The sequence below is a fragment of the Clavibacter davisi genome (assembly GCF_052751415.1).
In genome coordinates, this window is record NZ_CP199882.1 from 1,749,880 (window position 1) to 1,763,406 (window position 13,527).

At 73.8% G+C, this 13,527-nt stretch carries 13 protein-coding genes and 2 tRNA genes; 10 read left to right on the top strand and 5 right to left on the bottom strand.

What is annotated here, in order from left to right:
- Position 1: 1 nt before the first annotated feature.
- From ACU4ZT_RS08310 to ACU4ZT_RS08330, 5 genes are all read left to right on the top strand, one after another.
- The gene (locus ACU4ZT_RS08310) at positions 2-976 is read left to right on the top strand and encodes an ABC transporter permease (RefSeq protein ID WP_063071925.1); all 975 of its coding nucleotides are present in this window, start codon (positions 2-4) and stop codon (positions 974-976) included.
- Complete coding sequence (locus tag ACU4ZT_RS08315; RefSeq protein ID WP_445337008.1) at positions 973-2,685, top strand: dipeptide ABC transporter ATP-binding protein; 1,713 nt, start codon at positions 973-975, stop codon at positions 2,683-2,685. The genes ACU4ZT_RS08310 and ACU4ZT_RS08315 overlap by 4 nt, the downstream gene beginning before the upstream one ends.
- 114 nt (positions 2,686-2,799) lie before the next feature.
- On the top strand, positions 2,800-3,780 hold the full coding sequence (locus ACU4ZT_RS08320; protein ID WP_063071923.1) for an ABC transporter ATP-binding protein: 981 nt from the start codon (positions 2,800-2,802) through the stop codon (positions 3,778-3,780).
- A gap of 107 nt (positions 3,781-3,887) precedes the next feature.
- Complete coding sequence (locus ACU4ZT_RS08325) at positions 3,888-4,793, top strand: D-isomer specific 2-hydroxyacid dehydrogenase family protein (protein WP_445338642.1); 906 nt, start codon at positions 3,888-3,890, stop codon at positions 4,791-4,793.
- Between the two features lie 84 nt (positions 4,794-4,877).
- Positions 4,878-5,906 (top strand): lactonase family protein, encoded by a 1,029-nt coding sequence (locus ACU4ZT_RS08330; RefSeq protein ID WP_445338644.1) that lies wholly within the window; start codon positions 4,878-4,880, stop codon positions 5,904-5,906.
- A gap of 32 nt (positions 5,907-5,938) precedes the next feature.
- Here ACU4ZT_RS08330 and ACU4ZT_RS08335 read toward each other — a convergent pair whose 3' ends face one another.
- Entirely contained in the window at positions 5,939-6,370 is a 432-nt protein-coding gene (locus ACU4ZT_RS08335) for a hypothetical protein (protein ID WP_445337009.1), read from the bottom strand.
- 178 nt (positions 6,371-6,548) lie between these two features.
- Between ACU4ZT_RS08335 and ACU4ZT_RS08340 the strand changes: the two genes are divergently transcribed.
- Positions 6,549-6,621 (top strand) — tRNA-Asn (locus ACU4ZT_RS08340).
- Positions 6,622-6,716: 95 nt separating this feature from the next.
- Here the strand turns inward: ACU4ZT_RS08340 and def are convergent.
- Positions 6,717-7,283: a peptide deformylase gene (def, locus tag ACU4ZT_RS08345; protein WP_445337010.1), complete on the bottom strand. Its 567-nt coding sequence runs from the start codon at positions 7,281-7,283 to the stop codon at positions 6,717-6,719.
- A gap of 67 nt (positions 7,284-7,350) precedes the next feature.
- Between def and ACU4ZT_RS08350 the strand changes: the two genes are divergently transcribed.
- The 4 genes from ACU4ZT_RS08350 to ACU4ZT_RS08365 all read left to right on the top strand — a co-directional run bounded on the left by ACU4ZT_RS08350 (position 7,351) and on the right by ACU4ZT_RS08365 (position 10,353).
- Positions 7,351-8,262, top strand: a complete 912-nt coding sequence (locus ACU4ZT_RS08350; RefSeq protein WP_063071919.1) for a DMT family transporter — start codon at positions 7,351-7,353, stop codon at positions 8,260-8,262.
- 150 nt (positions 8,263-8,412) lie between these two features.
- On the top strand, positions 8,413-9,672 hold the full coding sequence (locus tag ACU4ZT_RS08355) for a glycosyltransferase (protein WP_445337011.1): 1,260 nt from the start codon (positions 8,413-8,415) through the stop codon (positions 9,670-9,672).
- 12 nt (positions 9,673-9,684) lie between these two features.
- Positions 9,685-9,758: transfer RNA gene (locus ACU4ZT_RS08360), tRNA-Ile, on the top strand.
- Positions 9,759-9,885: 127 nt separating this feature from the next.
- The gene (locus tag ACU4ZT_RS08365) at positions 9,886-10,353 is read left to right on the top strand and encodes a VOC family protein (RefSeq protein ID WP_270981570.1); all 468 of its coding nucleotides are present in this window, start codon (positions 9,886-9,888) and stop codon (positions 10,351-10,353) included.
- Between the two features lie 49 nt (positions 10,354-10,402).
- Here ACU4ZT_RS08365 and ACU4ZT_RS08370 read toward each other — a convergent pair whose 3' ends face one another.
- The 3 genes from ACU4ZT_RS08370 to gmd form a co-directional block, all read right to left on the bottom strand.
- Positions 10,403-11,332, bottom strand: coding sequence for a beta-1,6-N-acetylglucosaminyltransferase (locus ACU4ZT_RS08370; RefSeq protein ID WP_445337012.1), 930 nt, complete (start codon positions 11,330-11,332; stop codon positions 10,403-10,405).
- A gap of 61 nt (positions 11,333-11,393) precedes the next feature.
- Complete coding sequence (locus tag ACU4ZT_RS08375; RefSeq protein WP_445337013.1) at positions 11,394-12,395, bottom strand: GDP-L-fucose synthase family protein; 1,002 nt, start codon at positions 12,393-12,395, stop codon at positions 11,394-11,396.
- Positions 12,392-13,444, bottom strand: coding sequence for a GDP-mannose 4,6-dehydratase (gene gmd / locus ACU4ZT_RS08380; RefSeq protein WP_270981567.1), 1,053 nt, complete (start codon positions 13,442-13,444; stop codon positions 12,392-12,394). The genes ACU4ZT_RS08375 and gmd overlap by 4 nt, the downstream gene beginning before the upstream one ends.
- Between the last annotated feature and the right edge of the window lie 83 nt (positions 13,445-13,527).

Sequence of the window (13,527 nt, forward strand, 5' to 3'; positions counted from 1 at the left end):
CATGACCGACACCACCACCGCCCCCGCGACCACCCCGGCGCGCCGCTCGCTCCTCTCCCGCCTCCCGCTCCTCTCGCACGTGCGGCAGAGCGTGGGACTCCAGCGCGGCATGCTCGTCGCGGGCATGGTCATCACCGGGATCTTCATCGTCCTCGCGGCGCTCGCGCCCGTCATCGCGCCGTTCGGCTTCGCCCAGGGCCAGGCCGACGGCGAGTCCTTCCCACGCCAGTCCGCGCCCGACGGCACGCACGTCTGGGGCACCACGGTCGGCGGCTACGACGTGTTCTCGCGCGTCGTCTGGGGCACGCAGACCGCGCTGTCCGTCGTCGTGATCGCCGTCGTGCTCTCGCTGTTCGCCGGCGTGCTGCTCGGCGTGGTCTCCGGCTACCTCGGCGGCTGGCTCGACCGGATCCTCGTGGTCATCGCCGACGCCATCTACCCGTTCCCGACGCTGCTGCTCGCCATCGTGGTGAGCATCGTGCTGAACGGCGGGCAGTCGAGCCTCTGGGGCGGCATCCTCTCGGCCGCCGTCAGCATCACCGTGGTCTACATCCCGCAGTACTTCCGGGTGATCCGCGCGGAGGTCGTGCGGCTGAAGGCGGAGGCGTTCGTCGAGAGCGCCAAGGTCATCGGCACCTCGGCGCCGCGGATCATGTTCGTGCACGTGCTGCGGAACTCCACCCGCACGCTGCCGTTGATCCTCACCCTCAACGCGTCGGAGGCCATCCTCACGCTCGCGGGCCTCGGCTTCCTCGGCTTCGGCATCGCGCCGACGTCGGCCGCCGAGTGGGGCTACGACCTCAACCGCGCGCTCGCGGACACCGCGAGCGGCGTCTGGTGGACCGGCGTCTTCCCGGGCGTCGCCATCGTGCTGCTCGTCCTCGGGCTCACGCTCGTCGGCGAGAGCGTGAACGACATCTCCGACCCCAAGCTGCGCGCCCGCAAGCGCGCCTCGACCAAGAAGGTGTCCGCATGAGCGACGTCGTCTCCATCCGCGACCTCGGGGTGACCTTCGCGACCGACGGCGGCGACGTCCGCGCGGTCGACGGGGTGTCCCTCACGGTGTCGCCCGGCGAGATCCTCGCCATCGTGGGGGAGTCGGGGTCGGGCAAGTCCGTCACCGCCCGCACGGTGCTCGGCCTCCTGCCCGACACGGCCGTCACCGACGGCGCCGTGCTCCTCAGCGACCGCACCGGCCAGGGCGCGGTCGACGTGCTCTCCCTGTCCGCCGACAAGCTGCGCCAGGTGCGCGGACGTGACGTCGCGATGGTGTTCCAGGAGCCGTCCACGGCCCTGAACCCCGTGCACACCGTGGGGTGGCAGATCATCGAGGGCCTCCGCGCCCACGGCCGGGTCTCCCGGAAGGTGGGCCGCGCGAAGGCGGTCGACATCCTCCGCCGGGTCGGCATCCCGGACCCCGAGACCCGCGTCGACCACTACCCGCACCAGTTCTCGGGCGGCCAGAAGCAGCGCGTCGTCATCGCGATGGCGCTCGTGCTCGACCCCGGCCTCATCGTCGCGGACGAGCCGACCACCGCGCTCGACGTGACCGTGCAAGCCGAGATCCTCGACCTGCTGCGCCGCTGCCGCGACGAGTTCGGCGCCGCCGTGATCCTCATCACCCACAACATGGGCGTGGTCGCCGACCTGGCCGACCGCGTGGCCGTCATGTACCGCTCGCGTCTCGTGGAGCAGGCCGACGTGGCCACGCTCTTCGCGTCGCCGAAGGAGGAGTACACGCGGAACCTGCTGGCGTCCGTGCCGAAGCTCGGCGAGGGCGTCGCCGCGACCGAGGAGCGCGCCGCGGTGCGCACCCGGGCCCGGCAGGCGTCGACCACGGAGACGGCGCCCGTCGTCGTGGCGAAGGGACTCGAGATCGAGTACCCGGGCCGCCTCGGCTCACCCGCATTCCGCGCCGTGAAGGGCGTGGACCTGCACATCGAGGCGGGCGAGGTCCTGGGGCTCGTGGGGGAGTCCGGCTCCGGCAAGACGACCATCGGGCGCGCCATCGCGGGCCTCACGAGCGTCACGGGCGGATCCCTGCAGGTGCTCGGCAGCGAGATGCTCGGCGTGCGCGAGCGCGACTTCCGGAAGCGGCGCGCCGACATCGGGTTCGTGTTCCAGGATCCGGCCACGAGCTTCAACCCGCGCCTCACCATCGCCGAGTGCGTGGCCGAGCCGCTCATCGTGCACGGCCGGGCGAAGAGCCCGCAGGCCGCGCGCGGCCGGGTGGACGAGCTGCTCGAGGCCGTCCAGCTGCCCAAGGCGTTCGGCGACCGCTACCCGCACGAGCTCTCGGGCGGCCAGCGCCAGCGCGCGAGCCTCGCCCGCGGGCTCGCGCTCGAGCCGTCGCTGCTCGTCGCGGACGAGCCGACGAGCGCGCTCGACGTGTCCGTGCAGGCGCGCGTGCTGGAGCTCTTCGCGGAGCTGCAGCGCGAGCTCGGGTTCGCGGCGCTGTTCATCAGCCACGACCTGGCCGTCGTCGACCTGCTCGCCGACCGGATCGCCGTGCTCTACCGCGGCGAGCTCGTGGAGGAGGGGACCGGCGCCCAGGTGCTCGGGAACCCGCAGCACCCGTACACGCAGCGCCTCCTGGCGTCGCTGCCCGTGCCGGACCCCGCCGAGCAGGCGGAGCGCCGCGCCCGACTGCACGCCCTCCGCGCCGCCGAGCGGGCCGACGGCTAGGCGGCTTCCGAGCGGAACGCCGCCGAGGCCGGGCATGATGGGTCGCGACCCGCACAGGCGTCCGGCCGGGCAGCGCGCCCGGCCGGACGGCCTCGCCGAGGACGGAGCAGCCGCATGACGCACATCCCCCGAGCCGCCGACCCGGACGGGCCCGACGCCGCCCGGTCCGGATCCGGCTCCGTCGAGCCCGTGCTCGACGCGCGCGACCTCCGTCTCGCCTACGCCCCGCGTCGCGGTGCCGACGCGCCGCCCGCGGTCGACGGCGTGACGCTCCGCATCCGGCCGGGCGAGGTGCTCGGCGTCGTCGGCGCGAGCGGATCCGGCAAGTCGTCGCTCGCGCGCGTGCTCGCGGGTCTCGTGCCGCCCGGCGAGGAGGGCGCCGCCGTCCCGCGGATCACGGGCGGCGACGCCTCCGTCCTCGGCCAGGGCCTCCGCCGCATGGGCCGCCGCGCGCGCACGCGCACGACCTACGCCATCGGCTACGTGCCCCAGGACGCCGGCACGACGCTGCACCCGCAGCTCACCGCGAGCGAGGCGATCGCCGAGCCGATCTTCTCCCGGGACCGCCGCTTCGACAGGGAGGTCGCCGCGCGCCGGGTGGTCACGCTGCTCACCGCCCTCGACCTCCCGCCCGGCACGCAGGACCGCTATCCGCACGAGCTCTCGAGCGGCCAGCGGCAGCGGGTGGCCCTCGCCCGGGCGCTCGTGCTCGGTCCGCGCCTCCTCATCGCCGACGAGCCGACGTCCGGCGTCGACGTGATGAGCCGCGTCGCCGTCCTCGACCTCCTGCGCGACCTGCAGGCCCGGGGCGGGTTCTCCGCGCTGGTGGTCAGCCACGACCTCGCGGTCGTCGAGCGCCTCACCGACCGGCTCGCCGTGATGCACCGGGGCACGCTCGTCGGGTACGGCGACATCGACGACGTGCTCGCGGATCCGACGCACCCGTACGTGCAGGGGCTCGCCGAGTCGCGCGCCGCCGCCGACCGGGGCGCGCCCGCCGCCGCACCGGAGCCCGAGCCGACCGACCCGCCCGTCGTGATCCCGCAGATCGCACCCCCCGCCCGCGTCCCGCACCCCCGGAGGCCCCTCGCATGACCGACACCGCCGCACCCACCCCCGCCACCCGCGTCCACCGCGCGGTCGACGGCGCCACGCCCCACCGCCTCGAGGGCGACGCGCGCCCCGAGCCCGGCCCCATCGCGATGCTGCCCCGCACCGAGGACGCCTACCTCGAGGCCGTCCGCGACGGCGGCGGGGAGGTGGCCGACCTCTCACCCGAGACGCGCGGCATCGTCTGGCTCTCGATCACGCGGGCCGCCCAGCTCACGGACACCCTCTCCGCGAACCCGCAGGTGCAGTGGGTCCAGCTCCCGTTCGCGGGCGTCGACGCCTTCGCGGACACGCTGCGCGCGTGCGACCGGCCCGGCCTCGTCTGGACGAGCGCCAAGGGCGCGTACTCGCAGCCCGTGGCCGAGCACGCGCTCGCGCTGACCCTCGCCGCGCTCCGCGAGCTGCCCAAGCGCGCCCGGGCCACGTCGTGGGCCTCCGCGAGCGGCCTCTCCCTGTACGGCGCGGAGGTCGTCGTGGTCGGCGCGGGCGGCATCGCGCTGGAGTACATCCGGCTCCTGCAGCCGTTCGACGTCCGGGTCACGGTCGTCCGCCGGAGCGCCGAGCCCGTCGCGGGCGCCGCCCGCACCGTCACGTCCGACCGCCTCGACGAGGTCATCGCCGACGCCGACGTCGTGATGCTCGCCGCCGCCAGCACCGACGACACCGCCCGCCTGATCGGCGCACCGCAGCTCGCGCGGATGAAGGACACCGCGGTCCTCGTGAACATCGCCCGTGGCGCGCTCGTGGACTCCGACGCGCTGCTCGAGGCGCTGCGCTCGGGTTCGATCCACGGCGCGGGCCTCGACGTCACCTCCCCCGAGCCCCTGCCGGACGGCCACCCGCTGTACTCCGAGGAGCGCTGCGTCATCACGCCGCACACGGCCGACACCCCGGACATGGTGCGGCCGCTGCTCGCCGAGCGGATCCGGCTGAACACGGAGGCGTTCCTGCGCACGGGCGACTTCGTGGGCATCGTCGCGCCGTCCTCCGGGTACTGAGACGGGGCGCCTCCCGCCGATCGTCCGACTGCCGGGCGCCGGCGCGGGGGCGCGTCGGCGGCTCCCCGTAGGGTGGTGCACGTGATGACGCCCGAGGAAGCCGCCGTGCCCGAGGTGTCCATGTGGGCGGGCGGGTACACGTCCGACTCGGGCGGATCCGGCATCGGCATCACCGGCCTGGCGGTCGACGCGGCCACCGGCGAGCCCGCGGTCGTGGGCACCGCGGTCGAGACGCCCTCGCCGTCGTTCCTCCTCGCGCGCGGCGACGTCGTCTACGCCGTGGGGGAGGCGGCCGACCGTGTCGAGGCCTTCCGCCGCGGACCCGGGGGCTCTCTCCGGTGGGCCGGCGGTCAGCCGAGCGGCGGCTCCGGGCCCTGCCACCTGCACGTCGTCGACGACCTGCTCCTCACCTCCCACTACGGCGACGGCACGGTGGCCGTCCACCCGCTCGCGGAGGACGGCGCCATCGGCGAGGCCGTCCAGCTCCTCGGCGCGGAGGGGTCCGGCCCGCGCCCGCAGCAGGACGGCCCGCACGCGCACAGCGCGCTCCACGTCGGCGACGGCGTCGTGCTCACGGCCGACCTCGGCACCGACACCGTGCACGTCCACGTCCTCCGCGACGGACGGCTCGAGCGCGTCGGCGGCGTCGACCTCCCCGCCGGCACCGGTCCGCGCCACCTGGCGCTCCTCGACTCCGGCCGCGTGCTCCTCGTGGGGGAGCTCGACGGGACCCTCCACGCGCTTGAGGGAGCGGGCACGATGTGGCGGATCGCCGCGTCCACGCCGTGCGCGGCCGAGCCCGACCCCCGCGATTCCGCGGCCGAGGTGCAGGTGTCCGCCGACCGGCGCCTCGCGTACGTCGGCCTCCGCGGGTCCGACCGCATCGCCGTGGTCGGGATCGACGCCGACGGCCGGCTCGCGCCGGTGTCCGCCTTCGACTGCGGCGGCACGACGCCCCGGCACCACGTGCTCGTGGGCGAGCGACTGCACGTCGCCAACCAGGGATCCGGCACCGTCACGACGTTCCGGCTCGATCCGGCGACGGGGCTGCCGACGGGCGCGCCGGCGGTCCTCCCGGTGCCGAGCCCCACGTACCTGCTGCCCGTCGGCTAGGGGCGCCGCCCGCGGGGGACGCGCCGTGACCGTCAGCGCAGCAGCATGGGCGCGGCCGCCCGGATCTCCTCCTCCACGCCCAGCCCGCGCCACCCCGCCGAGGTGAACGCCCGGCCGTCGACGCCGTTGCGGTCCAGGAGCGCGAAGCCGACCGCGCGGATCCCCGAGTAGGCGAGGAGGACCGGGCGCCCCGGGTCCGACACCAGCGCCACGATGCGGTCGCGACGGGCCTCGAGCAGGGGCAGGGCGTCGGCGGGAGCGTGCTCGGCCGCGGGGAGGCCGGTGACGACGACGTCCACGGGATCCGGGTCCGTGGGGCCGCCCGCTGTGCCGTCGGCGGCCCCCGGAGCGGGGGAGGACGTCGGGCGGGTCGTCGCCGCGCGCTCCCGGTGGTCCTCGTCGAGCAGCGACCACAGCCGGTCCACGTCGTTCGGCCGCGCCAGCACCACCTCGAACATCCCCATGCGGCGACCGTACCCGCGGACGGGCCATCCGGGTCGCCCGTCGGGCGGCCCGACACCGCGATCCCGACGGCCGACCGCGCGCGGATCCCGCGTGCCGGACCCCGCGGACGCGCCCGGACCGCGAGGTGATCAGAGGCGCCCGGATTCTTTGCTACGCTTTCCAGGTTGCTCCACGTGATCCTCGATAGCTCAATTGGCAGAGCAGCCGGCTGTTAACCGGCAGGTTGTTGGTTCGAGTCCAACTCGGGGAGCGAAGGCCTCGCGGCTCCACCCGCGGGGCCTTTTACTTTTCCCGGCGCGTGGCCGAGCGGCGATGCGCGATCCGTCCCGCGTCCCGCCCCCGCCCTCAGTCCTCCAGGTGGTCGCGTCCCGGCAGCCACGAGTTGCCGGGCACGCCCCAGCCGCTCCTCCGCATCGCCTTCGCCACGGGCTTCCGGTGCTCGCGCGCGAGCCGGTCCGTGTACAGGTAGCCGTCGAGGTGGTCGAACTCGTGCTGCAGGATCCGCGCGAACCAGCCCTCCGCCTCGATCTCGAACGGCTGCCCGTCGAGGTCGACGGCGCGGAGGATCGCCCGCTCCGCGCGCACCAGCGGGAAGCGCTCGCCCGGGAACGACAGGCAGCCCTCCTCCTCGAGGTCCTCGTCGGCGTCGCGCACCGGGACGGGCGTGATGAAGAGGTCGGGGTTCACGGCCACCCCGCGGAGCGGCTCGCCCTCATCCGTCGAGTAGGAGTAGACGAACACGCGCAGCGACACGCCCACCTGCGGCGCCGCGAGGCCCACGCCCGGCGCCTCGTCCATCGTCACGAACATGTCGGCGACGAGGGCGCGCAGGTCGTCGTCGAACGCCTCCACCTCCCGTGCGCGGGCGTGCAGGACGGGGTCTCCGTTGATCCGGATGGGGAGGACGGGCATGCTGCCGATGATAGGCGCGGCGGCGACGCGGGCCGTCCGCGGCCGAGGCGGCCGGTAGTGTCGGGGAGTGCCCTTCGACGCCGACCCCGTGCTCCAGGCAGCATCGCTGACCCCGTACCAGGCGCTCGGCATCCCGATCGCCCTCGTCGGCGCGGTCTTCCTGTCCCTCGGCGCGCAGCTGCAGTCGCAGGGCGTCACCAAGATGGAGGCCCGCGGCAAGAAGAGCACCGCCGGCCTCAGCCTCCGCCAGCTCGGCGCGCTCCTCGGCCGTCCGTCCTGGGTGGCGGGCACCGTGATGCTCGGCCTCGCGATCGTCCTGCAGCTCGTCAGCCTCCGGCTCGCCCCGCTCATCGTCGTGCAGCCGCTCGGCGCCGTCGCCCTCGTGGTCACCGCGATCCTCAACTCGCGGGCCACGGGCAAGCGCCTCGACCTCAAGGCGAAGCGCGCGGTGGCGCTCTGCATCGGCGGCGTCGGGCTCTTCGTGGTCTTCGCGGCGGTGTTCGCGAAGGAGACGCCCATCCGGACGCCCGAGCTCATCACGGTCCTGGTGATCCTCGCGCTGGTGCTGGTCGTGCTCGGCGGCCTCTTCCTCTACTTCCGGCGCCGCGTGCAGGCCATCTTCTACATCATCAGCGCGGGCGTCCTCTACGGGTTCGTGGCGACGCTCGCGAAGGTGGTCATCAACCGCATCACGATCGGCGCCTTCGACGCCCTCACGGTGGTGTGCGTCGTCGCGCTCGTCGCGGCCACGCTGCTCGGCGCCTACTTCGTGCAGACCGCGTACTCGTCCGGTCCGCCGGACCTCGTCATCGCCGGCCTCACCGTCGTGGATCCGCTCGTCGCGGTCTGCATCGGCGTGACCGTCCTCGGCGAGGCGGCCGACGCTCCCGTCTACGCGAGCGTGATGTTCCTCGTCGCGGGAGCGGTCGCCGTCGCCGGCGTCTTCCAGCTGGCGAAGCACCACCCGCACGCGTCCTGACGGCCCGGGGGAGCGCGCGACCCGACCTCCGGGTGCGCGGTGCGCCGCCCGTCCGCCACGGAGCACGTGCGATACGTTGCTACGCGACACCCGGCCCCCGCCCCACGAGGGCGACGGACCCGGACGCCGACACCCCTGGAGAGACACCTCTTGCCGAACACCTCGGACGCGACACCGCACCATCCCGCGAACTCCGACCGCCCGATGCGGATCCTGATCGGCGCGGACACGTTCCCGCCGGACGTGAACGGCGCCGCCCGGTTCGCCGAGCGGCTCGCGGGCGGGCTCGTGCGTCGCGGCCACGAGGTGCACATCGTCGCCCCGGCACCGACGCGCAAGCACGGCACGTGGACCGAGGTCCACGACGGCGAGGAGGTCACCGCGCACCGGCTGCGGAGCTGGCGCTGGTACCCGCACGACTGGCTCCGGTTCGCCCTGCCGTGGAACATCAACCAGAACAGCGCGCGGATCCTCGACGCCGTCCAGCCCGACGTCGTCCACTTCCAGTCCCACATCGTGACGGGGCGCGGCCTCAGCATCGAGGCGGAGAAGCGCGGCATCCGCATCATCGGCACCAACCACTTCATGCCCGAGAACATGCTGCAGCACACGCTGCTGCCCGTGGCGTGGCAGGACAAGGCCATCAAGGCCGCGTGGCGCGCCGCACGCCGCACCTTCGGCCGCGCCGAGGCCGTCACGACGCCCACGCGCCGCGCCGCGCAGTTCCTGGAGCGGTACACGGGGCTCACCGGGGTCATCGCGATCTCCTGCGGCATCGACGCCGCCAACTACACGCCCGACTTCACGCCGCGCACGCGCAACCGCGTCGTCTTCGTCGGCCGCGTGACGGGGGAGAAGCAGATCGACGTGCTGCTCCGCGCGTTCGCGCTCCTGCCGGACTCGCTCGACGCCGAGCTCGAGATCGTCGGCGGCGGCGACCAGAAGAACGCGCTGGAGCGGCTCGCCGCGGAGCTGGGCATCGCCGACCGCACCACCTTCACCGGCTACGTCTCCGACGGGGAGCTGCGCCGCGCGTACACCCGCGCCACCGTGCTCGCGATGCCGAGCATCGCCGAGCTGCAGTCCATCGTCACCATGGAGGCGATGGCATCGGCGCTGCCCGTGGTCGCGGCCGACGCCATGGCGCTGCCGCACCTCGTGCACGACGGGGAGAACGGCTACCTGTTCCGCCCGAGCGACGTGGGGGACCTCGCCGCCAAGCTGCGGAAGGTGCTCGAGCTGCCCGAGGAGGAGTTCCAGCGGATGAAGCACGAGAGCCTCGCGGTGGTCGCGAGCCACGACATCGACCGCACGATCTCGACGTTCGAGAGCCTGTATCGTGGGGAGCCCGTGGCCGCACCGGTCACGGACGAGGCACGCGGACGCACGGACGGCTCAGGCGCCGCCTAGGCCTCCCGCCTCGGGGCGGTAGCTCAGCTGGTCAGAGCAGCGGACTCATAATCCGTCGGTCATGGGTTCAAGTCCCATCCGCCCTACTCCCGCACTGCCGGATGGGAGCTCCGGCCACCTCGCGGGGGCCGGGTCCGCGGCCGGTCCGCCCGTCGCCGGTCCGTACGTCGCCGGGCGGCGGTACGCTGGCGCCCCGACCGAGACGAGATCGTCATGCAGGCCATCACCCCCTTCCTCTGGCTCGACGGGCGCGTGCGGGAGGCGGCCGAGCTCTACGCGCGGGTCGTGCCGAGGTCGCGGATCGTGGAGATCCCGCACGGAGACGGTCCCGCGCCGTCGGCCACCGTGGAGGTCGACGGCCTCCGCCTCATCCTCTTCGACGGCGGCCCCGCCCACCCGCAGACGCCCGCCTTCTCGCTGTCCGTGCCCGTCGAGACGCAGGAGGAGCTCGACCGCATCTGGGACGCGCTCGTCGCCGACGGCGGCGCCCCCGGACGATGCGGCTGGCTCACGGACCCGTTCGGCGTCTCCTGGCAGATCGTGCCGACGATCCTGCCCGCGCTCCTCGGCGACCCCGACGCGGGACGCCGGGACCGGGCCGTCCGGGCGATGCTCGACATGGGCCGTCTCGACGTCGACGCGCTCCGACGCGCGGCGGACGGCGCGACGCCCGCTCCCTGAGTCGGTGTCCTCCGCGTGCGCGGCGACGGCGGGCAGCCCTCGCCGCCCGCTACGGCTCCGCGTGCAGGAGCTCGCGGTCGATGCGGTCGAGGAGCGCGGCGCTCCGCCCCGACTCGAGCTTGCGCAGGAACCACGCGGACGACGCCGCCACCTCGGGCCAGTCCGCCTCGGTGTAGACCTTGGTGAGCGACGGGTCGATGTGGTGCAGGTTCGCGTAGCGCCAGTTGCCGGCGCCCGCGTAGGGCTCGGCGCCGCCGGGGAGCGGTCCGCCCGTCTCACCGCCGCGGGCGGAGTTCAGCGCGAGCGACTGGTAGAACTTCTCCTCCGCCACGAAGATCCGGCGGGAGTACCGCTCGACCTCCGGGGTGACGGACGCCTCCAGCTCGGCCGCGAAGTCGGCGGTCATGGCGAAGTGGGTGACCCCGTGCGCCACGCGGAAGCCCGCGGGCGGCCGCAGCGGACCCGCCGCGCGCGACGCCGCCTCGAGGGCGCGGACGGCGAGGTTGCGGACCCGCCGCAGCCGCGGATCCGTGGTCCGCGTGCTGAGGAACGCGAGGTCGCGGTGGTAGCGCCGGTCGACCTGCGCGGTGTACTTCTCCTCGGACCCCGCGACCTCGAAGTACCGCAGGAACTGCTTGCCGCCGGACCCCGCGAGCATCGCCTCGAGCTCCGCGACGGGCCGGATCGGGTAGTCCTGCCCGGAGAGGAGGACGAGGTACTCGTCGGGCCGGGCCCGGGCGATGCCGGCCTGGACGAGGCGACGGATCGCCACGACCTGCGAGTAGCCGCCCCAGTTCACCCGCACGCGGTCGGACAGGAACTCGACACGTCCCGCGTCCTCCGCGGCGAGGGCGGCGACGAACGGCGCCTGGTCCACCTTCTGGTCGACGTGCACGACGACCGGATGCGGCGCCAGGCGCCGGATCGTGCGCGCCAGCAGCTCGGGCTCGCGGAACGTGTAGATCAGGAAGACGGACATCGAGCACCTGTCTGTGGGTGGTTCCCTGGGTCGGCGGGTGCGGCCCGCGGCCGCCGCGGCGCTACTCGCGCAGCGTCGTGATGTGCTCGCGGTACCACTCGACGGTGGAGCGGAGCCCCTCGTCGAGCCCGATCGACGCGGTCCACCCGGCCTCGGCGAGCTTGGACACGTCGAGCAGCTTCTGCGGCGTGCCGTCGGGCTTCGCGGTGTCCCACTCGGTGCGCCCCTCGAACCCGACGACGCGCGCGATGGTCTCCGCGATCTCGCGGATCGTCACGTCGCTGCCCGTGCCGACGTTGACCTGCTCGGGCCCGTCGTAGTGCTCCATCAGGTGGAGGCAGGCGGCGGCCATGTCGTCGACGTGCAGGAACTCGCGGCGCGGCGTGCCCGTGCCCCAGTTCGTCACCGACTCCGCGCCGGACGCGCGCGCCTCGTCGTAGCGTCGGATGAGCGCCGGCAGCACGTGCGAGCCCTGCGGCGAGAAGTTGTCGCCGGGGCCGTAGAGGTTCGTCGGCATCGCGGAGATCCACGGCAGGCCGTACTGGCGGCGCACGGCCTGGATCTGCATGATGCCCGCGATCTTGGCGATCGCGTACGCGTCGTTGGTCGGCTCGAGGTGGCCGGTGAGGAGGCTGTCCTCCGTGATCGGCTGCGGCGCGAGCTTCGGGTAGATGCACGAGGATCCGAGGAACAGCAGCCGCTGCACGCCGTGGGCGAGCGCCGCGTCGAGCACGTTGACCTGGATCCGCAGGTTGTCGCTCAGGAAGTCGACGGGGTAGGTGCTGTTCGCGAGGATGCCGCCGACCTTGGCCGCCGCCAGCACCACGTGCACGGGCTGCTCGGCGGCGAAGAAGGCGAAGACCGCATCGCGGTCCTTCAGGTCGAGCTCGGCGGACGTGCGGCCCACGATGTCGGTGAAGCCCTCCGCCTCGAGGCGGCGGACGATGGCGGAGCCGACGAGGCCGCGGTGGCCGGCCACGTAGATCCGCGCGGACCGGTCCAGCGGAGCGGGCGCGAAGGCGACGGCGTCGCGCTCGTCGGCCACGTGCGCGGCGCCGGTCACGCCCGGTCCGCCGTGGGCTCGGCCGTGCCCCAGCTGGCGAGGCGGACGGTGTCGATCCACGGGCTGCCCTCCGCCTCGAGCGCCTGGATGTCGGCGTCGACCATGATGCGCGCGAGCATCGTCGTGTCGACGGTCGCCTCCCAGCCGAGCTTCTCCCGGGCCTTCGAGGCGTCGCCGACGAGCGCGTCGACCTCGGTGGGGCGCAGGTAGCGCGGGTCGAACCGCACGTGGTCGGACCAGTCGAGGCCCGCGTGCGAGAACGCGGTCTCGAGGAAGTCGCGCACGGTGAAGTTCCCGCCGGTGGCGAGCACGAAGTCGTCGGGCTCGTCGGCCTGCAGCATCCGCCACATGCCCTCGACGTACTCCGCGGCGTAGCCCCAGTCGCGGATGCTGTCGAGGTTGCCGAGGTAGACGTGGTCCTGCTTCCCGGCCTTGATGGCCGCGACCGCGCGCGTGATCTTGCGCGTCACGAACGTCTCGCCGCGACGCGGGGACTCGTGGTTGAACAGGATGCCGTTGACCGCGAACATGTCGTACGCCTCGCGGTAGTTCTTGGTGATCCAGAAGGCGTAGAGCTTCGCGGCGCCGTAGGGCGAGCGCGGGTAGAACGGCGTGGTCTCGCTCTGCGGCGGGGGAGTGGCCCCGTACAGCTCGCTCGAGGAGGCCTGGTAGAAGCGCGTCTCGATGCCCGAGAGGCGCACGGCCTCGAGCAGGCGGATGGTGCCGGTGCCCGTCGTGTCGGCCGTGTGCTCGGGCTCGTCGAAGGAGACGCGCACGTGCGACTGCGCCGCGAGGTTGTAGACCTCGTCCGGCTGGATCTGCATCATCAGCGTCGTGAGGCGCGAGCCGTCGCTCAGGTCGCCGTAGTGCAGGAAGAGCTTCGCGCCGTCCTCGTGCGGGTCCTGGTACAGGTGGTCGATGCGCGACGTGTTGAACGTCGACGAGCGGCGGATGAGGCCGTGGACCTCGTAGCCCTTGCGGAGCAGCAGCTCCGCCAGGTACGAGCCGTCCTGCCCCGTGATCCCCGTGATGAAAGCCCTCTTGGCCATGGTCCCCCCAGATGTCGTTCGGCGGCGCCCGCGGAGTCGCCGCGGCGGCCGGCCGTCCCGTCGAATCTACTGGTCGGCGCCCG